Origin of the sequence: Streptomyces sp. NPDC057623, from assembly GCF_042800355.1 — a bacterium.
GTDB lineage: Bacteria > Actinomycetota > Actinomycetes > Streptomycetales > Streptomycetaceae > Streptomyces.
Genome location: NZ_JBHVGZ010000087.1, coordinates 17,379 through 39,339, shown reverse-complemented (window position 1 = coordinate 39,339; position 21,961 = coordinate 17,379). Strand labels below are relative to the sequence as shown.

17 protein-coding genes and 4 pseudogenes are annotated in these 21,961 nt (G+C 67.4%); 10 read left to right on the top strand and 11 right to left on the bottom strand.

All coding sequences use genetic code 11. From position 1 onward, the window contains the following. Positions 1-11: 11 nt before the first annotated feature. Together ACFU95_RS44800 and ACFU95_RS44795 are read right to left on the bottom strand one after the other, a co-directional pair. Positions 12-320, bottom strand: coding sequence for a transposase family protein (locus ACFU95_RS44800; RefSeq protein ID WP_383841508.1), 309 nt, complete (start codon positions 318-320; stop codon positions 12-14). Positions 321-592: 272 nt separating this feature from the next. After that, positions 593-805, bottom strand: a pseudogene (locus ACFU95_RS44795) (aminoglycoside phosphotransferase); the annotation flags it as partial. A 149-nt stretch (positions 806-954) separates the two neighbouring features. On the opposite strand from ACFU95_RS44795, the gene ACFU95_RS44790 reads away from it, so the two are divergent. Next, complete coding sequence (locus ACFU95_RS44790) at positions 955-1,374, top strand: pyridoxamine 5'-phosphate oxidase family protein (protein ID WP_383841505.1); 420 nt, start codon at positions 955-957, stop codon at positions 1,372-1,374. 63 nt (positions 1,375-1,437) lie between these two features. Here ACFU95_RS44790 and istB read toward each other — a convergent pair whose 3' ends face one another. The 3 genes and pseudogenes from istB to ACFU95_RS44775 all read right to left on the bottom strand — a co-directional run bounded on the left by istB (position 1,438) and on the right by ACFU95_RS44775 (position 4,887). After that, the gene (istB, locus tag ACFU95_RS44785; RefSeq protein WP_383841503.1) at positions 1,438-2,202 is read right to left on the bottom strand and encodes an IS21-like element helper ATPase IstB; all 765 of its coding nucleotides are present in this window, start codon (positions 2,200-2,202) and stop codon (positions 1,438-1,440) included. After that, positions 2,199-3,793 (bottom strand): annotated as a pseudogene (gene istA, locus ACFU95_RS44780) (IS21 family transposase). The gene istB and the pseudogene istA overlap by 4 nt, the downstream one beginning before the upstream one ends. A 272-nt stretch (positions 3,794-4,065) precedes the next feature. Next, the gene (locus tag ACFU95_RS44775; RefSeq protein WP_383841500.1) at positions 4,066-4,887 is read right to left on the bottom strand and encodes a phosphotransferase; all 822 of its coding nucleotides are present in this window, start codon (positions 4,885-4,887) and stop codon (positions 4,066-4,068) included. A 276-nt stretch (positions 4,888-5,163) separates the two neighbouring features. Between ACFU95_RS44775 and ACFU95_RS44770 the strand changes: the two genes are divergently transcribed. Continuing rightward, positions 5,164-6,108, top strand: coding sequence for an LLM class flavin-dependent oxidoreductase (locus ACFU95_RS44770; RefSeq protein ID WP_383841498.1), 945 nt, complete (start codon positions 5,164-5,166; stop codon positions 6,106-6,108). Between the two features lie 193 nt (positions 6,109-6,301). On the opposite strand, the gene ACFU95_RS44765 is transcribed toward ACFU95_RS44770, so the two are convergent. After that, positions 6,302-6,784 carry a hypothetical protein gene (locus ACFU95_RS44765; RefSeq protein ID WP_383841495.1) on the bottom strand — a complete coding sequence of 161 codons (483 nt, stop codon included), beginning with the start codon at positions 6,782-6,784 and terminating at the stop codon, positions 6,302-6,304. Between the two features lie 590 nt (positions 6,785-7,374). Here ACFU95_RS44765 and ACFU95_RS44760 point away from each other — a divergent pair. Beyond that, positions 7,375-10,893, top strand: coding sequence for a SpoIIE family protein phosphatase (locus ACFU95_RS44760; RefSeq protein ID WP_383841492.1), 3,519 nt, complete (start codon positions 7,375-7,377; stop codon positions 10,891-10,893). 267 nt (positions 10,894-11,160) lie between these two features. Here the strand turns inward: ACFU95_RS44760 and ACFU95_RS44755 are convergent, their stop codons facing one another. Both ACFU95_RS44755 and ACFU95_RS44750 read right to left on the bottom strand, forming a co-directional pair. After that, the gene (locus ACFU95_RS44755) at positions 11,161-11,577 is read right to left on the bottom strand and encodes a hypothetical protein (RefSeq protein ID WP_383841489.1); all 417 of its coding nucleotides are present in this window, start codon (positions 11,575-11,577) and stop codon (positions 11,161-11,163) included. A 784-nt stretch (positions 11,578-12,361) separates the two neighbouring features. Beyond that, positions 12,362-12,988: a TetR/AcrR family transcriptional regulator gene (locus ACFU95_RS44750; RefSeq protein ID WP_383841487.1), complete on the bottom strand. Its 627-nt coding sequence runs from the start codon at positions 12,986-12,988 to the stop codon at positions 12,362-12,364. Between the two features lie 99 nt (positions 12,989-13,087). Between ACFU95_RS44750 and ACFU95_RS44745 the strand changes: the two genes are divergently transcribed. From ACFU95_RS44745 to ACFU95_RS44730, 4 genes and pseudogenes are all read left to right on the top strand, one after another. Beyond that, entirely contained in the window at positions 13,088-13,741 is a 654-nt protein-coding gene (locus tag ACFU95_RS44745) for a CatB-related O-acetyltransferase (protein WP_383841483.1), read from the top strand. 86 nt (positions 13,742-13,827) lie between these two features. Then, a pseudogene (locus ACFU95_RS44740) lies at positions 13,828-14,418 on the top strand (ATP-binding protein); the annotation flags it as partial. Positions 14,419-15,126: 708 nt separating this feature from the next. Continuing rightward, positions 15,127-15,300, top strand: a complete 174-nt coding sequence (locus ACFU95_RS44735) for a hypothetical protein (protein WP_383841481.1) — start codon at positions 15,127-15,129, stop codon at positions 15,298-15,300. Between the two features lie 432 nt (positions 15,301-15,732). After that, a complete protein-coding gene (locus tag ACFU95_RS44730; RefSeq protein ID WP_383841478.1) occupies positions 15,733-15,918 on the top strand; it encodes a DUF6207 family protein in 186 nt (61 codons plus the stop codon). Between the two features lie 62 nt (positions 15,919-15,980). Here ACFU95_RS44730 and ACFU95_RS44725 read toward each other — a convergent pair whose 3' ends face one another. Next, on the bottom strand, positions 15,981-16,334 hold the full coding sequence (locus tag ACFU95_RS44725; protein WP_383841474.1) for a hypothetical protein: 354 nt from the start codon (positions 16,332-16,334) through the stop codon (positions 15,981-15,983). Between the two features lie 307 nt (positions 16,335-16,641). On the opposite strand from ACFU95_RS44725, the gene ACFU95_RS44720 reads away from it, so the two are divergent. Further along, entirely contained in the window at positions 16,642-17,253 is a 612-nt protein-coding gene (locus ACFU95_RS44720; RefSeq protein WP_383841471.1) for an aldehyde dehydrogenase family protein, read from the top strand. Positions 17,254-17,478: 225 nt separating this feature from the next. Here the strand turns inward: ACFU95_RS44720 and ACFU95_RS44715 are convergent, their stop codons facing one another. Together ACFU95_RS44715 and ACFU95_RS44710 are read right to left on the bottom strand one after the other, a co-directional pair. Beyond that, positions 17,479-17,862, bottom strand: a complete 384-nt coding sequence (locus ACFU95_RS44715) for a barstar family protein (protein ID WP_383841468.1) — start codon at positions 17,860-17,862, stop codon at positions 17,479-17,481. Between the two features lie 229 nt (positions 17,863-18,091). Then, positions 18,092-19,273: a DUF3500 domain-containing protein gene (locus ACFU95_RS44710; protein ID WP_383841465.1), complete on the bottom strand. Its 1,182-nt coding sequence runs from the start codon at positions 19,271-19,273 to the stop codon at positions 18,092-18,094. 43 nt (positions 19,274-19,316) lie between these two features. Between ACFU95_RS44710 and ACFU95_RS44705 the strand changes: the two genes are divergently transcribed. Together ACFU95_RS44705 and ACFU95_RS44700 are read left to right on the top strand one after the other, a co-directional pair. Next, positions 19,317-19,886, top strand: a complete 570-nt coding sequence (locus ACFU95_RS44705) for a hypothetical protein (protein WP_383841463.1) — start codon at positions 19,317-19,319, stop codon at positions 19,884-19,886. Between the two features lie 324 nt (positions 19,887-20,210). After that, positions 20,211-21,695: pseudogene (locus tag ACFU95_RS44700) on the top strand (oxidoreductase). Positions 21,696-21,961 lie beyond the last annotated feature (266 nt).

Below are 21,961 nucleotides of genomic sequence, written 5' to 3'. Positions count from 1 at the left end.
CCGGTGGCCGTTCAACTATGCGGGCACCATCCCGATGCCGGAGCAAACCCCCGGATCAGGTCGAACCCGTACACCACTTCTCTGGACGCAACCTGGTCCGAGCCAGCAGCACAGGAGCGTCGTTTCAGCAGGCAGAAACCGCTTCGGGAACAGCGGGTCGAGGCGTACGCCGAGGCGTTGAAGGATGTGCGGCGGGGCGTCGGCGATCCACTCGCTGACCGCCAGTACAGGGGTCGCCCCGCCAGAACCGCACACGCGGTCAGCGCGAGCACGGCAACCAGAGCGTGGCGTACGCCGCGTGGGTCTCGCGGGTCGGGCACCTTGGCCAGCCGCTCCGCCAGGCGCGGCACCTCGTCGTATACGCCCTTGTGATGTGCGCGGAGTCGGTCAAGGGCAGGTGGGATCAGCGGTGATGCGTGGGCAGGCACGCTCTTGCACTCGGAGCACGGGGCGTAGAGAACTTCATGATCTTGGAATCCGCGCCTCGGAAGGGGGTCACGATCCACGCGTCGTCGACAGGTGACAAGTTTCCCGCGTCGGCTGCCTCGACCTCACGATCAAGACGGTCAGCGGCCATGTCCAAGGCGACAGATCACGCGGGCGATTCATCCGCCATGACACGTTCCAAGGATCGTTGCCCCGTCCTTCTCATGACCGGGTTGCTTTCGACGTAGTACCAGACCAACCCCATCGCTTGAACGAACGCCCACGCCTTGCCCCGCTCCCATTCAAGATCGTCGCAATCCAGGTGATCTCGGAGTATCTGACGCGGCCCAGCCTCGAGCAAATGCCACGTGTCGACGATCACGATTCTCCCCAGGGCTAACGTCACGCAATTCCCCACCTCTCTGGAACGTCAGGCCCGGGTTCCTGCCGTGGTCCTAGGTCGAACGTAGGTAGGCAAGAGACGCGTGGCACCACAAGATTGGCGATGTGACATCTCGTAGCTTCGATGTGGACGCGTTCCTGCAGCAGCCGCTCACCGCTCGCCTTGCGACCAACGGGCCCACCGTGCGCCCGGTCTGGTTCCTGTGGGAGGACGGAGCCTTCTGGGTGCTGACGGGCCCGTGGACCCGGTTGTTCGACCGGGTGAAGAACGACCCGAAGGTCGCGCTCGTGGTGGACGAATGCGATCTCGTGACGGGACGTGTCCAGCAGGTGATCGCGCGGGGGCAGGCTGAGCTCGTGCCGTTTGACGTGCCGAGGGGCCGGCGCAAGCTGGTCCGCTATCTGGGGGCGGACGAGACTGTGTGGGATGAGCGGTTCGTGGGCTATCTGTATGACGATCCGGGCGAACGAGGCACGATGTGGCTGCGGTTGACGCCCGTCTCGCTCACGGTCCAGGACCTCAGTTATGCCGTCGTTCCGTCCTGAGGCTGATGTCACCGGCTGGGGCGGGAGAACTGCTCCCGCCCCAGTCGCGTTCCGGTGTTCGGCTTACTTTGTCGGAGGCTTGTCCGCGGGGTTCTTGGGGCGTTTGTTGGGGCGGTAGCTGGGGCCGTTCATGATGACCTGGTGGCTGGCGTTGATCAGGCGGTCCAGTAGCGATTCGGCGACGACGGGGTTGGGGAAGAGCGGATACCAGTCGCTGGGTGCCCTGTTGCTGGTGATGATCAAGGAGCGGCCTTGCCGCTCGGAGACGAGTTCGTAGAGGTCGTCGGCCTGGGACGGGGACAGCTGGCGCATGGCGAAGTCGTCGAGGATGAGCACGTCGGGGCGGATGAGTTCGCGGATGCGTTTGTCCCAGGTGCGGTCCGCGTGGCCGCCGGCGAGCTTGGCCAGGATGCGGCTGGTCTTGGCGAAGCGGACGTTGGCGCCCTGGCGGATGGCCTGGTGGCCGAGGGCCTGGGCGACGTGTGTCTTGCCGACGCCGACCGGGCCGAACAGGATGACGGACTCGCCGGAGTGGAGCCAGCGCAGGGCGGCGAGGTCGCGGATCTGGGCGGCGGGCAGTTTCGGGGAGGCGTTGAAGTCGAAGCCCTCCAAGGTGGCCTGTTGCTCGAACTTCGCTCTGCGCAGGCGCCGTTCGAGGGCGACGGACTCGCGGCGGGTGATCTCGTCCTGGCAGAGGACCTGGAGGAAGTCGAGGTGCCCGAGTTCGCCCTTCTGGGCCTGGGTGAGTCGGGCGTCGAGGGTTTCCAGCATCCCGGACAGCCGCAGGATCTTGAGCGAGTCGCGCAGGGCGGTGGTCATCACGCTCATCGGACGGCCTCCTCGGCGTCACCGCGGTCCTGGTCGTCGTGGACGTCGCCGGGTGTCTGGGTGGGGACGGTGTCGGCGAACAGGCCCTCGGGTCCGTGCAGGAAGGCCGCGGCTCCGGCGTCGCCGGTCTCCGGCTCCGGGTCGGTCTCGGTGCCCGCGACCAGGATTCCCTTGACGGTCCGGTAGGACGGGTCGCCGACCGTGATCGCCTTTCTGCAGGCGGCTTCCAGGCGGGCGTCCCCGTACTTCTTGCGCAGTCCGAGTACTCCCTGGGCCGCGCGGAGCCGGTAGAGCGCGTTGACCTCCAGCAGTTGGTCAATCACCTCCCGGCAGGCATCGCCGACCTGCGAAGCTTGGCCGCGGCACCAGATCGGGGTTCTCATCTGGAAGGCGATCTTCTCAGGCGGGTAGTCGCCTCTGTCGGTGCGTTTGCCCTGCTCCAGGGCGGCGTGGGTCTTGACCAGCTCGCCCTCGTGGAAGATCTGGACATGGTGGCGGTGGAACGGGCGTCGACCCGGCGGCCGATCAACTTCCAGGGCACCGAGTAGAGAGTGCGGCCGACCTTGACGTGAATGTCCGGCCCCACCAGGGCAGTTGACCATCTCGCCAACACGAACGGCGTCTCGGGCAGCGGCAGCAGGGTCTCGGCCTCCACCGCCTCGAACACCGACAGCGGCTTCGCGCCGCCCAGCGGCCGGCACTGCCGCTGACCTGCGACATTCACCGACCAGAGTAGGGCCTCGGCCTGCATGTGCTCCAACGAGGTGAACTGGCGCCCACTCCAGAACGAGTCGCGGACATAGGGCATCGGCCGCTCCACCCTGGGCTTGTCCTTCGGTTTCGACGCGCGGGCCGGATCCACCAACGCCCCGTAGTAGGCGGCGAGTTCGGCATAGGACTTGTTGATCTGCGGGTCGTAGAGGTCCGGCTTGTCCACCCCGGTCTTCAGATTGTCCGGCACCAAACGCCGCGGGACACCGCCGAAGAGGCGGAAGGCTTCCGCATGCGCGAGCGTCCAGGCGTGCTGGTCCATGTGCAGCACCGGGCGCACGAACATGTGCCGCGAGCTGGGAAGCACCATCACGAACGCCCAGATCCTATGCCGTTTCCCGGTCGTCGGGTTGAACCACTGCCCCAGAAACCCGTAGTCGATCTGGGCCTCCGAACCCGGCTCGACATCATCCCGCAGCACCGTGACTTTCGCGCGGGCAGCCTCGTCGGGCAGGTTCTCGTGCACCCAGCGGCGGAACGTCGACAAGGACACCTTCAACTTGCCCTCGTCCCGCAACCGTTGATGGATCGTGGTGACCGTCGTGGTCTCCAGCAGGGACTTGACGTGGTCGCGGTGCGGCTCGATCTCTCCCCACCGCACCTGGTTCAGCCTCCGGCTGGCCAGCTCCGGGAACCAGCTCTTGATCAGCTTGGCCCAGTCCGTCTCGCTCATGGGCGGCCCGCCCGGGGTGATCCCTGCCGCCTCCGCCGGCGCCAGGTACTTCCTGACCGTCTTGCGGTCCACCCCCAGCGACGCGGACACCTGGCTCTTCGAGCGGCCCGCGTACCAGTGCACGTAGATCTCGACGATGTCGACCACGGTGAACGTTCTCCTTGCCATCCGGTGTGTCCGTCGACCTCTCGGTTCGCAGGTCGAGGGACCGCGACGACTCCGAGAGGGCCAGGACCCTCAACCCGGCACCGGCATGCCCATGGGGAACCCGGCGGATTCGCAAGAAAGATCTACTAGTGGCTCAAACCACCCGAAACAGGGAACATCCGTCCAGTTCAAGCGTGGTCAGCGGCACCGTCAACGGTCAGCGTCCCGGTGAGGAACCGTGACCGCGAGGGTGGGGAATTAGCTGACGCTGATCATGCAGATCGTGGGGATTTACGTGACCGCTGACACCACGCGCTCACGAGATCGAGAGAAGGGTCGGCCGGCCCGAAGCCGCCAACGTCGATAATCCCCGCGAGCCGACCCGCGGACACGAGCAGGTTGCCGGGAATCAGATCACCATGGGCCATAACGTCCTCAGCAGCGCCCCGCGGCAGATCACGCAAAGTTGCCCAGATGCGGCGAAGTGAAGGGACGTCCAGAAGCTGCTCACTGTGCCTGAAACAGGTCTCCATCCACGCGTCATGGGATTGCAGGTCGCCTCCTCGGCCTGTGCCGGCAAACGTGCGGCCACGCGTGTCTATCGCGCGCAGATCGCCGATGAGATCGGCCAAGTCGCGGGCGAACGCAACCGATTCGCCTGGATTCTCGTTGTCGGCCACGATCCCCGGCAGCCACGTCTGCACCGACCACGGAAGCGGGTAGCCTGACCCGGGTTCACCAAGCGCGATCGGCTCCGGCGTGGGGAAACGCGTGCGACCTACCAGTTCGCGAGCCGCTTCCATTTCGAACTCCAGCACGCGACGCGTCAACTCGATGTCTGCGGACTCAAGAGGGAATCGAGCTGCTAATCGATCGCCAATGCGGAAGACGGCGTTGACCGTACCCTGCGCAGCGATGCTCCTGACTGGCAGGCTCCGCCACTCAGGAAACTGCTGCTCTACCAACGTGCGCACCGTCTCAGGTGACACCATCAGCTGGTTGGGGTGCATCTTCATGATGGAAGCATTCGTGTCACGATCCTCAACTGCAACCCGCTTTCTGTCGCGCAACCTTGCCTGCTGGTCGTCCGGCACGTGATGGGCTGCCTCTGGGTGAGTGGTTTTGGACTTCGGCACCGCAGCTCAGTTCCATCACGCCAGCGATGACCAGTAGGGGCAGTGTTCGCGTATTGGTCACAGTGACCGATACACGTACATGGAAGTACTGCCATCCACGAAACGTGGGGATGATCCGCTCACACTGGCAGATCGAGGCTCTGCACCTTGTGAGTGCTCGGGCCGGTCGAGCCGTATGGACAGGACGGTGCATGGGATGTGCAGTCGGGACCCGAGGGCTTGCACGCCTTGCACATGGGCATCGCACCGGGTGGCAGCAGGCTGTACGAAGAGGACGAGGAGGCGCACATGCGCGTGGGGATGACGGTATTGCCGGAGTATTCCGGAGAATCCGCCCGGAAGATCTGGGCAAGCGTCGAAGAGTACGGGTTCGACCACGGCTGGACTTTCGACCATCTCGGCTGGGACGGGCTGCTCGACGGCCCGTGGTACGGCACGGTACCGACGCTGGCCCTCGCCGCGCTGGTCACGTCGCGGCTGGAAATCGGCATGCTTGTGGCCAGCCCGAACTTCCGCCACCCGGTGGCCTTCTCCCGCGACCTGATCGGCCTCGACGAGATCAGCGAAGGGCGTCTCACTCTCGGCGTCGGCGCCGGCGCGGAGAGCGGGTACGACGTCGACGTTTTCGGGACGGGAGCGCCGAAGAGCCGGGCTCGCAGGTTCGGCGAGTTCGTCGAGCTGCTCGATCGGCTCCTCCGCGAGGACCATGTCTCCTTCCAGGGTGACTACTACTCCGCCGTCGACGCTCGTTCGGCGCCCTGGTGCCGGCAGCGGCCGCGGCTGCCGTTCATTGTGGCGGCCAACGGTCCCGGGGCAGCGTCTGTCGCGGCGCGGTACGGGCAGGGGTGGGTGACGATCGGAGGGAGGGCGGAGCGGCTCGACGCGTGGTGGGGTCTTGTCTCGGCGGCGAGCGAGCGGATGACGGCAGCCCTCACGACGCACGGACGCGAGGGCGATCCGGATTTCCGGCGCGTGCTGCAGACCGATGCCGCACCGGTGCTCAGTATCCAGTCGGCCGACTGCTTCGACGACTTTCTGGGGCGGGCCGACGAACTGGGGTTCACCGATGTCGTCGCCCCGTGGCCACGTGCGCAAGGTCCCTTCTCCGCGCCGCGGTCGGTGGTCGACCGGATCGTCACAGACGTTCTTCCCCGGTGGCGGACTTCGGGAAAGGACTGACCGTCATTAACGGTCGGGGCATCACAGCGCCCCGAGCCATGGCGACTTGACGCGGCCTCGCCATCGGCGCCCTCCGTCTCACAGGCACCCGTAACGTCGCCACTGCACTCCGACTCTTCACGATGCCGATTTGTGCGTGACTCCGGTCTGGCTGGCAGGCAGGACCGTGTAACTCACCAGGCTCGATTAGTACTCACGCCGTTCTCACGTAGTCGTAGAAGAACTCGCCGAATGCGTCCGCCACCCGGATCGGAGTAGGGGAATCCTCGGTGAGGCCATAAACCGCGCCCTCTTGGTGTGTGTCGATGTAGTGGTAGATGTAACCCTGGTGGGAGGCGAAGACGAGGGCGCCCGCCAGGTCGCAGGAGATGCCGAACTCATTGCACAGGGAGGCGGCGCTCTCCCGTATGCCGAGGATGGCAGGGTAGAAGCCGTGCCCCACCAGCGCCAGCTGGCGTGTGAATCCCAGCGCAAACCTGGGCTCGGAGAGCCAGTTCGCGTAGCTGTACCCGAAAAGGAACCTGTCCGTTTCTCCCTCCGTCGGCACGTCGAACTTCACCTCCCCGAAGCGCGGCACAGCATCGGCCAAGTCCGAAACTTCAGGGATCGCCGCGGAGGTTACCGACTCGAGCACTCCCAGAGCGAGGTCGCGAGCCTGGTCAGCAGGGTGCTTCATGGTCGCGCCCTTTCACGGCTAGTGTCCGCCCTGCAGTTGTGGGCGTACGTGCCTGAGCACGTCCATGGCTTCGCTGCGATTCCGTACGCCGGCCATCAAGTCATTGACGTATGCGTAGTAGTCCTTTGTGTGAATCTTGGCATGCTGTCCGGTAGGTCTGCGGCCGGTTTCTCCGGGCCGTCAACGTCCCGCGGATGTTGCTCGGCCCCACGTCGGGTCGCGCGAGGTCGGGGTAGCTGCGCCAGTGAGGCGGCGAGGCAGGACGACGAACCCCCTCAACGGAGAAGACGACCTCTGGCGGCGGCGCGGTCGTCGGCCGCCCAGGCAGTCCACTACTCGCCCTTTGCGGCCCACCACCTTCTTCCCGCCGCCCCCAGGGACCGCGAGTCGACGATCACCGTCATCGGCGTGCGACTGCAGGCGTAAACTGCTGATCAAATCAGTCTTTAACCCTGTAATTCCGGCAGGATCGTGAGCCAGATTCGTCGGATCCGGCGTCCGATCTACCCGGAGGGTCCGCAGCGAGTGGCCGTCGGCAGCCGTGAGAGGGCGCTGGTGGATCACTTAGGCGTCAGGAGGAAGATTTCTCGATGTCTCCGCCCGAGGACCCACGCACCGCAGCCGCCAGGATGTTCGCCGAGGCCGGTGCGTTCGGCGAGCTTCTGGCTGGGATCGAGTGGTCGGCTACGCCGCTCGGCCTCCCCGAGTCCTGGCCGGGGCCGCTGGTGGACACCATGCGCCTCATGCTGACCTCTGAGCACGGGATGGCTCTGTACTGGGGCGCCGAATTCGCCACGCTGTACAACCTGGGTTCCTCACCCATCGTCGGCGCCAAGCATCCCTGGGCGCTCGGCAGGCCGTACAAGGATGTGTTTCCCGAGGTCTGGGACCATCCCGTGAGCGCCCATTTCCACTATGTGACCGACACCCGTAAGTCCCTGCTGATCTCCGATGAGCCGCTCATCATGGAGCGCCACGGCTTTCCGGAGCAGTGCTACTTCGACTCCTCTTTCCAGCCGGTGCTGCTGGACGACGGCACCGCCGGCGGCGTGCTGCAGATCATCACCGAGACCACCGGCCGGGTACTGGGCGAGCGTCGGCTGCGCCTGCTGAGCGAGACCGGCGCCCGTACTGCCGGGCTGCTCACTCCGGGCGAGGTCGCCCGAGTCGTTGCGGAGGTGTTGGGTTCCTATCCCGAGGAGATCCCGTTCCTGGGCCTGTACCTGCTCTCCGAGCCGGGGATGCTGCGGCCGGCGGCCTCCGCCGGGCTCGGGCCGACGCCAGAGGCCCTCTCGCTGGGCGCGGCCGACGAGTCGGAGGTCGCGACCCGGCTGGCGCAGGTGGTCGCCGACGGTACCCCTGACACGCTCCCGGCCGCCGCGCTCACCGGCGGCAACACGGCCGGGCAGCATGCTGCGGCATCCTGGCTTCCGGTCGAAGAGGCGCTGGCTCTGCCGCTGGACTGTGCGGGCCAGGTGGAGGGCGTCCTGGTGGTGGGCGTCAACCCCTGCTTCCCGCCGGCCGGGACCTACCGGGACTTTTTGGAGGTGCTCGCCGCCGCCGTGGCCGGGGCGCTGACGGCTGCCCTCGCCCACGACGAGCAGCGTCGGCGGGCGGAGGCGCTGGCCGAGCTGGACCGGGCCAAGACCACCTTCTTCGCCAACGTCAGCCACGAGTTGCGCACCCCGCTCACCCTGCTCCTGGGCCCGCTCCAGCAGGCCCTGGCCGACGAAGGCCGGCCCGAGCGGCGTGAGCAGCTGGAGCTGGCCGAGCGCGGCGCCCTGCGCCTGCTGAAGCAGGTCAACACCCTCCTGGACGTCGCCAGGGCCGATGCCGGGCAGATACGTCCGGCCCTCGAGCCGGTCGACCTCGCCGGTGCCACGGCCGAGCTGGCCGGGGTGTTCCGCTCCGCCTTCGAGGCGGCCGGGCTGACGCTGGAGGTGGACTGCCCGCCACTGTCCAAGCCGGTGTCCCTGGACCGGGAGATGTGGGAGAAGATCGTCCTCAACCTGCTCAGCAACGCTCTGAAATTCACCTTCACCGGCGGCGCCCGGGTGCAGGTGGCCGCAGCCGGAGACCGGGCCCGGCTGACCGTGACCGACACCGGTACCGGCATCCCCGTGGACGAGTTGCCGCGCCTGTTCGAGCGCTTCCACCGGGTCCGCGGCGCCCGCTCCCGCTCCCACGAGGGCAGCGGCCTCGGCCTGGTGCTGGTGAAGGACCTGGTGGAAGCGCACGGCGGCACCGTCGGCGTGGACAGCCGGCTCGGCCAGGGCACCAACGTCACCGTGGACCTCCCCTTCGCCGCCGCCCGGCCCCGCCCGGCTGCCCCGCCCGCGGCCGGCGCCGGCCCTCCCGGGGAATCCGCCAGGGAAACCCCCAGGGAAGGCGGAGGCGCACGGCTCGGCCGCGCCGCGGCCTATGTGGACGAGGCACTGGGCTGGCTGGCGGCTGACCCCGTCCCCGCCGCGGCCACCCCCGCAGCACGCGCCCCGGACGCCCTCGCGGCCCACGATGCCCCCGACGAGCCCGGTCCGTACGAAACTGACCGCCCGCACCGTGCCCGTCTGCTGGTCGTCGACGACAACGTCGACATGCGCGCCTACCTCACCCAGCTCCTGCAGCCCGACTACGACGTGCTGCTCGCCGCCGACGGCCGGGCCGCCCTGGAGATGGCCTTGGCGCAGCCGGTGGAGCTGGTGCTCAGCGACGTGATGATGCCGCGCATGGACGGATTCGAGCTGGTCCGGGCGCTGCGTGCCGACCCGCGCACCGCCCGCCTGCCCATCGTCTTGCTCACCGCCCGCGCCGGCGAGGAGGAATCCGTCCAGGGCCGGCAGGCCGGCGCCGACGACTACCTGGCCAAACCCTTCTCCGCGCGCCGGCTGCTGGCGCGCGTGCGCACGGGGTTGGAGCTGTCCCGGCTGCGCGAACAGGCCCTGACCGAGACCCGCAACCAGCTGGCCGTGCTGGCTTCCCTGGCCGACGCGGGCCTGCGGCTGTCCGCCACCCTCGACCCGGACCAGATCCTGCAGACAACCGGCCAGATCTTGCTGCCCGACTTCGCCGACCAGATCAGCATCCACTTCACCGCCGCGAAACGCACCCCGGCCCAGCCACCCCCGCCGTACATCGCCGGCGCCACCCTTCTCGCCCGCGAGGACCTGGCCACCGCCGCCGCCCACGCGATCAACGGCACCGCCCAGGCCCCAGCCGGCCCGCATCCGCCGCCCCCCGCTGTTCTGGCCCTGCCACTGCACGCCCACGGCCAGACACTGGGGGCCCTGGTACTGGTCCGGCACACCGACTACTCCGCGGTCGAACACAAGTATCTGGAGAACCTCGCCCACCGTCTGGCCGTGGCCTACGACAACGCCACCCGGTACCACAACGAGCGCCGCCTCGCCCTGAGGCTGCAGCGCGCCCTGCTGCCCCACCGCCTGCCCCAGGTGCCCGGGGTGCGCCTGGCCACCCACTACCGGGCCAGCGACCGCGGCGCCGAGGTCGGCGGCGACTGGTACGACGTGCTCGCACTGCCCGACGGTGCCGTGGGGCTGGCCATCGGCGACGTCATGGGCCACGACGTGGAAGCCGCCACCGTGATGGGCCAACTCCGCTCCGCCCTGCACAGCCTCGCGATGGAGGGGGCGGGCCCTGCCCAGGTGCTGGCCAGGCTGGACGCCTACCTGCAGTCGCTCGCCACCGAACGCTTCGCCACCTGTCTGTACGCGGTCTACAACCCACAAAGCCACAGCCTGCGCTACGCGGCCAGCGGGCACCTGCCGCCCCTGCTGGTAGCCGCCGACACCACCTACCTGGAGCTGCCCCCGGCGCCTCCGCTGGGACTGGGCAGCACCCCAGTCGACCGTGAGGTGGCGTTCCCGCCCGGCACCAGCCTGCTGCTGTACACCGACGGCCTGGTGGAAAACCGGGCGCTGTCCCTGGACGCCTGCCTGGCGGCCCTGCGCCAGGCCTGCGGCGCGCTGCCCGCCGCCGCCCGCACCGACCCCCAGCAGATCATCGAACGGGCCCTGGAGCTGCTGAACACCCCCGACCGGGTCGACGACGACACGGCCCTGCTCGCCGCCACCGCCGAACCATCGTGGTGAACCGGCGACACGCAGGCTGATGAAGCGTTACTCAACCGACCGCGACAGCTCGTAGTCATCGCTGAGGAAGCTGCGGAGGGTCTGGTGCGCGATCGGGTGACATCTTGACCTCCCCCACGGTTTGGGTTCCAGCTGCGGTGGTCAACTGGCGGCGGGGGCCGCTCAGCAGGGTGCCTGCAGCGAGTGCGGCGATGCCTGGCGTGCGCCTGAGCGAATGCGCGCGGAACCTCCAGGGCGCGGGCTCGTCTGTTGGGAACGAATGGGTGATCAACCGCCGTAGCGCTTGCAGGTGAGAACCGTGTAGTAGCCGTCGGCGAGACAGACTCGCACGAAGGCAGCTCCGCCTTCGACGTCCGCTGGAACGATGAAGTCGAATGCTTTGGAGTTGTCGCAGGCCTCGTACTCCGGACCGGAAGCATTCATCGTCAGCAGGTCGCTGTGGCTGTCGAGGGTGTAGGCCGTAGTGTTTCGGCACGCCGCGACCTCTGGCGCAACCGACTTGTGCACCCCCTTCACGAGGACCGACCTGTTGTAGAAGGTCACTGTGCCGTCGGTCCACGTGTTCCCGTTGGGTACGTGGAACGCGTAGCTGGCGGTGACTTGGGCTTCGGCCTGCGGCGCGCCCAAGAACGTCCCTGCGGCCAGGACGGCCGCGCCGAGGGCGGCGATGAGGTGAGTACGCATGCGGTCTCCAAGACATGGGGCACTGTGCCCTCTCGGCAGAAGGCCGCCCCCATGTTCGGGTGGTGCACGTGGGAAGTCCATGACGTAACCAGTCATTCGCTGTCCTGTCCGGCAGCGAGCGCCGCGGGACGTGGAGGACTTCGTTCGGCCACCTCCGCCACACCAGCTGGAGCAACTTCCGCTGGTCGTCGCTCCATCCGTCGTCAAGAGACAGGGGGAGAAACACAGCAGTCCATCACCGAGGCGTTCGGGGCACGCATGTCCGGCAACGACTCCACCAAGTCAGGGTCGAAGAAGCACTTCACGTCATCCCACAGCAGGTCGGCCACCCCGCCATGCCGCCCAACTCGCCGACCCGACGCACCCCCGTTTCCCTTGACCGACGACATAGGTGCACGCCCCTTGCTGCCGTCAGCCGCAGACGATCTCACGGATCTGGCGGACCTGGCGGACCTGGCGGATCTGCTCACCGGCCACAAGGCCCCGTCGGAACGGCGACCCTGGACGTGTGCCCGCAGACCGGCCGGGTCCGGCTCTCCTACCGTCGGGCTGAGGAGATCTCCGAGGAGAACGCCCAGCTGCTGGCCGACCCCCTCGCCTCACCCGAGGACTTCGAGCACCTGGACGGCTGGACCCTGCACCTGCTCCACCACGGTGCGCTCACTCACGACGCCGAGTGCGGCCCTCCACCCCGATGCTGCCGGCTCACTCTCGTCACGTCTGACCGTGATCCAGGTCCTGTCGCGCTCTTGCTTGCGATTGCGTTCGCTCCCTGTCTCCTCGATCACACGCTCTCTTCCCGACGGACGGAGAAGGCACCCGCGGCAGCCGCCAGAACTGCCGCCTCCGCGGCCCGTTCCGGGAGTTGCGGGTCCGGATCGGCACGCAAAAGGACTAGCTGGTGGTAGAGCGGCGCCGTGGCGGCGATCAGCAGGCTCCGCGCGTCGGTGTGCTGTGCGGGGAGTTCACCGCGCTCGATGGCGCGCTCGACGAGGATCTCGCACTGGGCGTACCGGTCCGCCCACAGCCGCGTCTGGGCCCGCGCGGCCGGTTCGGAGTGGAACGAGGCGGCCATCAGGGCGACGGCGAACGACGGCTGTACGACCAGGGATTCCTGAATCTCCTGGTTGAGGGCTGTCAGATCGCCGCGCAGCGAGCCGGTGTCGGACGGCTGCCAGTCGATCTCGCCGGCCGCGTCGATGACGTCGACGAGCAGGCCGCCGACATCGTGCCAACGCCGGTAGATCGTGGCGCGGTGCACTCCAGCCCGCGCCGCGACACCCTCCACCGTGAGTCCTGCGTGACCGCCTTCAGCGAGTTCGGCGCGCACCGCTTCGAGAACCTGGGCGCGGATGCGGGCGGTGCGACCGCCCGGACGGCGGTCCGACGTCGTGTCCAGTGGGTCTGTCATCGGCAATCAGTATCCGGTTGTTCAAGGCGGCAGGACTGTGCCAGCATCCTAACGCGACACTTGTCGCCTTAGGCTCCCGAGAGAGGAACCGTCTCCACTATGCCGACCGTTCCCGCTGACCCCACCGTGCTCCACCCGATGCCCGAGCACCCGCGAGTGGTTCTGCTCAAGCCGCTGGTGAAGTCGCCGCTGATCGAGGTCGGTGACTTCTCCTACTACGACGATCCGGACGACCCGACCGCGTTCGAGGCGCGCAACGTTCTCTACCACTACGGCCCCGAGCGGCTTGTCATCGGCAAGTACTGCGCGCTGGGGACAGGCACCCGGTTCATCATGAACGGCGCCAACCACCGCATGGACGGTCCTTCCACCTTCCCGTTCCCCACCATGGGGGGCTCCTGGGCGGAGCACTTCGACCTGATCACCGACCTGCCCGGCCGGGGCGACACAGTCGTCGGCAACGACGTGTGGTTCGGCCACGGCGTCACGATCATGCCCGGTGTACGCGTCGGTCACGGCGCGATCATCGGCGCAGGCGCCGTGGTCACCGGAGACGTCCCCGATTACGGCATCGTCGGCGGCAACCCCGCCCGGCTCATCCGCACTCGCTACGACGCTGCCGACATCACCCGGCTCCTGGCCGTGGCCTGGTGGGACTGGCCCGTCCAGCACATCACCAGGCATGTACGGACGATCATGTCGGGGACCGTCGCCGACCTGGAGGAGGCCGCCGCGCAGATCAACCAGCCCTGACGCCGCATCCTCGCCACACCGCCCGCACCCGTCCCGCGCCAGAAACGAGTGATCGCCCAAGTCCCGTCGCCGGCGCCCATATCGCGTCCTACCTCACCTTCCTCGCCGAGCTGTTGCTGGATGAGTGCGATGACCGGGCCCGGCGCCGTTCCGAGCGCCGGATCAAGGCCGCCACGTTTCCGAGGCAGAAGCCGATCAGAGGAGATCGACTTCGACGCCAATCCCAACATCGACCCTGCTGTGATCCATACCCTGGCCACCAGCGAGTGAGCGAATAAGGCGCAGCCCCTCTGCCTGATGGGTGATTCCGGCACCCGCAAGTCCCATCTGCTGATCGCGTTGGGCACCGAGGCGGCGACGGCCGGTTTCCGGGTGAAGTACACCCTCGCGACGAAGCTCGTGAACGAGCTGGTCGAGACCGCGGACGACAAGCAGCTGACCAAGACCATCACCCGCTACGGACGCGTCGATCTTTTGTGCATTGGGAGGAGAACAAGGCCATTGCCATCGCCTCCAACGAGTCCTTCGGCGGCTGGACCAAGACCCTTCACCGATCCCAGGCTCTGCACCGCGATCGTCGACCGGCTCACCTTCAACGGCACGATCATCGAGACGGCACCGACTCCTACGGGCTGGCCCACACCCGGAACAAAGCCGAGCAGTCAGCGGCTACCTGACAGAAGATTGGGTGCCGGTAAGAGCCATGTCACCGATCCTGCTGGCTATTCGGTCAGAAGCTGGGATTCGAAGGAGCCCGGTTGTCCCTGTGGGTGATGGCACTCACGAGGCAGGGAAGGGACAGTCAGCAGAAAGCCTTGACCCCTGATGGGGTCGGCGTAGTAACGGCCGCAGGAACAACGGAGATCGCTGACTGGAAGTGACAGAAGGCCCCCGGTCCGGGGGCCTTCTCCGTTCAGTGGGGTTTTGGGCCGCCGGGCAGCCCCGGCGGCATCGGAGGCTTCGGTGGTTTCGGCTTCCGGCCGGTATTCAGGGTCACCGGTTCCAGTCGTCCTGCTGCTGGCGCTGCTGCTGCTCCTCCTGCTGGCGCCGTTCGGCGTCGCGCCGCATCATCTCTTCTTCCTCGGTGCTCACAGGCTTCTCCTTCCGCCGGGTATCCAGGCATGCGCATACCCGCCGGGGGTCCGCCCCGAACCGTCAGGAGGGCTCCAGTTCGGGCGTTCACTCGGAGCCCACACGAAGACGCTTGGAGGCTGGTCGGGACCCGAGGCATTCGGCCGCCGTCCGCACGGCGTACCTGGAGGGCCGGTCCATCGCCGCCTTGGCCCGCGAACACGAGGTCAGCCGTGGCGCCAACCGCACGGCCGAAACGCGAGGGGGGTGAGCGGGGCCTGCCGCACGTCACGTGAAGGCAGGCCCTGGGGACCGTGGGCGCCAACCCTCTGCCCGCCGTACTCATGCCCGAACACACGGCCGCCGACCACGGGGACGGGCTGGCCCCGGAGCTGCCGGTCACCCTCGACATACCCGGCAAGGTCGCCGACTTCCTCCGCACGACCGAGCCCGCCAACGAGCCGCGAGCCCCGCCGGGCACCAAGTAGGCCAGCAGGACCGGTGACACGGGTTCCTACCGGTACCCCAAGATCACGGCGTCCCACGGCGTTGCTGAAACCTCGGCACTTCCGGCACCGAACCCGCCCCGCTGTTGCTGGAACTCATCGACATGTGTTGTTGCTGTTCATCGACATACTCACGGTGCGGCTGCACCTCCACGTCCCCCGTCGCCGACAACGACTGGCCCGCCGACCCCATCGCCGTGGCGAGCTGCTTCTTCGACGACGCCGTCCGGGCGCACTACCGCAACTGCGCGCCGCCCCTCCGGCGGCACCCGCCACACTCCCCCGCCCAGGGCCTGGTGAGCCGTCCCCAGCCGTCAACACCTCCTGCATCGTCTCCATGACCGCCAGCACACTCGGGCCGGTGAACCCGCCGGGAGACGGGAGCGTTCGCAGCTGCCGGAACGTCATGGGTGCGTGCGGCCCATCAACGACGTGTACGTGGCGGAGCTGGGGCCGGCCGATGTGGAGATCGCGATTGCGGACAGCAAAACGGCGTTCGCCGTCCAGGAGGTGCTCGCCGGGCGGTGGGCAAAGGCGCTGGCGGACCGTACAACCCGGGAGCACGGGCAAGCCGGAGCGCGCGGCTGGACGGCTTCCTGAACCTGCGCCAGGCATCCAACGCCTATGGAGGGCAACCGGCTTGAGCGGAGTTCGGCCCCCGCTCAGTAGCCGGGCGGGATCCGGTCCTGCGGCCCGTCAGCCGCCCCTGCCGCGCCGTCGTCCATCTGCGACCGCTTGGCCACGGCCGGGTCGGTCGAGTCCGAGACCAACTCAGCGATGCGCAGGGTGCACTCCCACTCCGTCAGCTTGCCTTTGATCACCACCAGGTATGTCTCCTCGTCGGCGAAGCGGTACACGCGACGCCGCTTCTCAACAATATTCTTGCTCGGCACATACGTATGAAGGGCGGCACGGAGTGCCTCCAGGGCCTGGTCCTTGGTTTCCAGCCCACGGCGAATGAACTCGGTCCTGTACACGTCGCTGTAGTACTCCGCGATCACGACCCAGTTACCCATCCGCTCCCCCCTCGGCACCACTGCCAGTCAGCCACAGCTCAGCCTCCGGAGCAAGAGTGACGCAGACCAAGGAGTGCGTGGTCTCTACGCGAGGGCGGCCCATGGGACGAGCGGCTGTCCACCGCCGGGCGCGACGAGCCACAGTTGTTGTCGATCGGGCCCCCTCGCACACGCCAGCCCGGTATTCCCGGCCAGCAGGTAGTCGCCCGAGCGCCTCTGCGCAGGTCGTGCGCCGACGTCGTGCACAGCGGCATGGCCGCCCTACCAACCAGATGCAAGCCAGTGTGCGTCGACACCTCTGAGACATGTGTCGGCCTGGACAACCTTGGCTTCGGTGTCCGAGCCGGCGCAGGTCCTCGGAGCGGGTTCCGGCGGGCTGAAGGTCGGCGTATGGGTGCAGGCTTGCTCCGGCGGCGCCATCGGCCAGGGCCTGTACCGGGGTGCTCGGCGGGGTCGTGGTCGGGGCCGGGATAGTGCGGCCGAGCATGTCCGGGGCGGCCTGCGGTCCGTGGTCGCGGCGTGCTGCGGCCACTTCGTCCATGGCGCAGGTCATCGTGGGAGATGCCTTCAAATTGGCCAGCACCGTGGGGTCTCTGGCGAAGGAGAGGCAGCGGAACACGGTGGTCTGGCACCTGCGTGTGGACGGCACGCAGGTGTGCGCACGGTCGCGTCGGAGGACGTCTCCCACCTCACACGCGATTGGTATGGCGTACCTACGGTGGTCGTGGCTGACGAGCCCAGCGCGCCGATCGTGCGGGAGGTGGTGTTCGGGCCTGTGCTCGCCATCCGGCCTGCTGATGACGAGGTCCATGCGATCGACCTCGCCGAAGGGGCAAGGTTCGGCCTCATCGCTCGTGTGTGGACGATGAGGATGCGCGCTTCGAGAGGGTCGCCCGACAGCTCCGTGTCGGCGGCGTGATCCACAGCGGTGATCCGATCGCGCAGCAGACCCGCCTGGCGGGGGCCGATGCCGTGCAGAGCGTCGACCGGGAACCCGGACGGCCAGCTTGCGGCCTGCTCGGGGGCGATAGCGAGGACGCCGCCGGGGGCCGGGGCCTGGGCGGACGCGGTGGCCGCGACGGTGATCGACGGGCCGACCACATCGACGAGGGCTGTCTGCCGACTCCGTGCCCAGTCCGCCTGACTAACGAAGGCTCAGGCCCCCCGGCAGTTCGTCTTCAATGATCTCGACCAGCCAGTCGAAGGCGCTCGGGCCACGGCCCGCGCGGGCATCCGCCAGTCTGGCGGCCATGCGTGCCTCGTTCGTCGGATGACAGCGGGCGAGCCACATCTCGAGCTGCCGAGCGGTCTCCGGGTATCCCAGATGCTGTCGGGAGGCTTCGTGATCACGCCACTCGATCATGAAGTCGCCGTCGTCCGGTGTTCCGAAGCCGCCGCGGAGGCAGTCGGCTAAGGCATCGAGGTTCCGGCCGAAGTAGCCGCCGCAGCCGATGCCCTCGCCTGCGACCCGCCAGAAGTCCTCCAGCGTCTTGACCTGGCTGCCGTCCAACACGTATCTCACCGTCACAGCCCGCAGATTACGTCCGGACTCGCGGCCTGCCCATCCGTTTTGGACCCGTGCTGTCCAGGCACCATCTCGCACGGATTCGCCGGAAGTTGTGGGCTCTGCCAGAAGCTGCGTTGGAGGCGATGGCAACGGTGTTCTTCTCCTCGCGTTCAGTCAGCACGTCAGATGTTGGGCAATGGGGTTGAACGAGTCCGTAGTGCTGGTGGGCGGGTCTGCCTCGTGCCGTACGTCAGCGGTGGAGGGCTCGCTCCCGGTGTGCGGCCAACTCGGTCAGGCCGAAGTCCGAGCGCGGGTCGCGCCACACCGAGTGGGCGTGGTTGCCGTTGCGCTGGGTGTTGTTGTACTCGATGAGGATGCTGGGGCCTTGGACTCGGTAGTAGTGCGGTTCTCCCTCGTCGGTGCTGCCTGCCCAGCCGACGTGGACCTCGTCGAGCACGGAGTCACGGGCATGGTGGGCGTCGTATGCCGCGGCGAGTTCTTGCGGGGCCCGGCCGGTGTAGCGGGTGAGCAGTCGCTTCAGCAGATGGCGTTGGTCTTCGTCCAGGTCCCGTGCGCTGATGCCCTCGGGAGGGACGGTGATGGCCACGCGCGCATGGTCGGCATCGGTGTAACCGCTGCTGGCTTCCGCCTGACGATCGATGTCGTCGACGAGTTTGTCCAGCGTGGGATCCGAGAACCGTCCCCGCCACAGGTCCCGCAGGTGCATCATCGTGTCGCCGTGGCGGACTTGTGGCCGGTTGCCGGAGACGATGTTGGACATGGCCGAGGGATGGAGCAGCACTTGCCGGAACTGGTCTGCGGCAAATGTTCGGATCAGTTGGCGTGCTGCTTCTTCGGCACCCTGGAGGGGGCGCAGGCTGCTTCCCAGCAGCTCGGTCCTTGCCGGATCGGCTCCGATGAAGCAGGGGGTCGCGGAGACGAGCCGGCCGTCGATGACCAGGTAGTTCAGAGAGATGTGGTGGCCGCCGAACCGCCAGGCCCAGACACGGTCACTTCCAGGGCGGCCGAAGACCCTCAGCCAGTACAGGCTGGGATCGCGCCCGCGCTGGCGGCCCCAGTGGGACCCCCATCCCTCGACCTGGTCCAGGACGTTCTCCAGGCCCATCACCGTGGCAACGGTGGAGAAGCCCGCGGTGGACAGCCCGGTGGCAACCATCTGCATCGTCAGGCTCTGCTGGTGGGCGTCCTGGTCGCGGAGGGCGAGTCCGCCGTGATCCGTCGGCGTGAAGAACCATCGCACCCTCTCCGACTCCGCTGCCGGGTCGAGCGGGGAGGCATATGCGGCGAACGCCAACTGGTCGTGGTTCAGAGCGCTCAGCCAGGCGGTGGCGGCGCCGGTCATGGCGGCCGCGGCCTTCTGGCGTGCGCGTGCCATGTCACCGGCCGCCGGAGGGCTGTCGTCACTGGTCACGCGGGCTCCAAGTCCTCGGAGACGTCCAGTATCACCTCAAATCATGGCCATTGAGCACACTTTGGGAACCGGGATCCCACCCGGTCTGTCTATCGATGTACGGGTGCGCGGGCGAGGGGATGAACGGGTGATTCTCAATACTGTGGCGATCGGCCTGTCCGTACTGGCGCTGCTGAGCTCGACCTACTTCGCGTTCCAGCAGGTGTCGTCCATGAAGCAAGCCAACTACCTTCCGGCGTACCTGGCCTTGCTCAATGATTTCCGGTCACCGAGATTCCATCATCACCACAACTACGTCATCCAGCGGCTCGGTGCCGAACACGATCCTGACGTCGGGATCTCCGGCCTGCCTGCGGAGGCTCAGGAGGCCGTCTACGACGTCGCCTTCTTCCTGCACAACTTCGTGATCCTGAAAAGGCTGGGCATCATCGACGACCGCTACTTGATGACGCTCAACGACAGAGTCGTCCGCACGTGGGAGGCCATTGGTCCGTTCGTGCGGCGCGAACGCGAGCTGGTCCCGCTACCTCATCTGCTGCAGATTCTTGAGGACTACGCGGCGGTTGCCGCCGCCCTCCCACCCGACTCGGGCCGGAGCCTGCTTCGGCCCTGAACCACGGAGGACCCTGCGCCGGACCGATTCCGCGTCGGTCTCGCACCGGAGCGTGGGGCGGCATCCGCATAGCGTTTGACGGTTCGGCTCGTCATGCCGAGCTATCGCTGGATCGCGCGGCGGATGTGTCCTCGGGCGCCTGACCAACTGGCACCCATCCCAGACACCCCGCTCCTCCCGATCGCCGGCTCAACGGCAATGATCGCTCCGATCAGCACCACACGGGGATCGCGGACCCGTGACAATGACTCATGACCCGGCCAGGAGGCGCTGTTGAGTGACCGCACCGAGGAGCCCAGCGATCTCTCGCCCGCGGAGCGGGCGATGTGGACCGCGTATCGCACAGGCAGCGTCTTTGATGCCCGGCCGGACAGTCGAGGCCACGACCATCCTCCCCCAGCCGAGGGTCGCGTGCGCGCGGAGGTTCTGGCGCGGTTGCTGGTTGACGGGCCGCCGGCCCTGCCCGGGAGGGTCGCGTCCCTCAGACTGAAAGGCCTACAGATCACTGGAAGCCTTGATCTGTCAGGTCTAGAGGTGACGACGTACGTCGAACTCATTGAGTGCCACTTCGAGCAACCCATCTTGCTTACAGGAACTCGTATGCAGACGCTCCGTCTCGTCGACTGTTTCCTTCCGGGACTCAAAGCGGAGAGGCTGCAGATAGCAGGTGATCTTCACTTGCCAAGGTGCGAGTTTCGGAACGGCCTTGTCTTGAAAAATGCACACGTGGAAACCGACCTACTGCTCAACCAGGCCTAATTCCATCCAGACAGGCACGGCATTAGCCTGCTCGCCGATGGGCTCGTGGTGACGCAGGATTTCCAGGCAGAACAGATACAGTCGTACGGGCAAATATCACTCGCAGACGCTCAGGTCGGCAAATCCTGCAGCTTTCGCGGAAGCCGGTTTCGCAATCGGCGCGATCGCTACGTGCTGATCGCACCCCGACTGTTGGTCGAACGCTCCCTGTACTTCTCCGCCGCACTGGTGCAGCCAGCAAGCCGTGTCGTCGGAGTCAGAGCACGCCCCACGGTGTTCGAAGGCGGAGTGCAGCTCGACGATGCGCGGATCGGGGACGCCATCGACCTCGAGAAGGCGCGCTTGCGCTTGGACGTCCATCAGGAATTCTCCCTGCGCCGCGTGCAGACCTCGGAACTGCGGTTCTCCCCCAGCGAAGTCAACGGCCGGGTGGTGTTGGCGGAGGCCACGGCCGCCACCCTCATCGACTCGGTGGCCAGCCGGCCGGCGCCCGGCGGCCTAGAACTGGCCGGTTTCGTCTACAAGAGAATCGCGCCCAGCGGACCGTTCCCCCTGTCGGAGAGAATCAGGTGGCTGGAGACAGCGACTTGGGACAACTACGACCCGCAGCCGTACGAGCAACTCGCCACGGTGTTGCGAGCCGGAGGCGCTCCTCAGGATGCGGACACCGTCCTCCTCGCTCGAATGCGCCGGCGCCGCGAGACCCTTGGCGGGGCGGCGAAAGTGTGGGACGCGGTTCAGGACGCGACCTTCGGCTACGGCTACCGTCCAGGGCGCGCAGCAATCTGGCTCGCGGTGATCTGGGCCATAGGCTCACTCTGGTTCACAGTCCGCCCGCCCGACCCCATGAAGGCCGGCGAAGGGCCATCCTGGAGCGCCCCCATCTTCACCCTGGATCTCCTGCTCCCCATCCTGGACCTGGGGCAAGAAACACAGTGGCATACCGAAGGCATCTCCATGTGGATCGCTGTCGTCCTAGCCTTCGCCGGCTGGATCCTGGCAACCAGCGTCGCCGTGGGAGCCGCAGCTGTACTCCTACGCCGCAACTGACCACCCCCAGTACCCACCCGCAAGCCCGCCCTTCCAGGACTGGCCGGGGAAGGCCGACCACTTCCCCCGGCAGGCGCCGACCCGAAGGTCGGCCCGGCCCCACACGGGCGGGCCTCGCACCGACCCTTCCTGTGTGCTGGTGTGCGGCCTGGTCTCGGAGGTCAATCAGAGCACCATCGTCCACGTGCAGTCGCCGACCGCGCCGCTCCCCGGCCACTTCGGCGGCGTGGGCAGCCAGGCAGGGCTGCAGGCTGCATCGGAGTCCG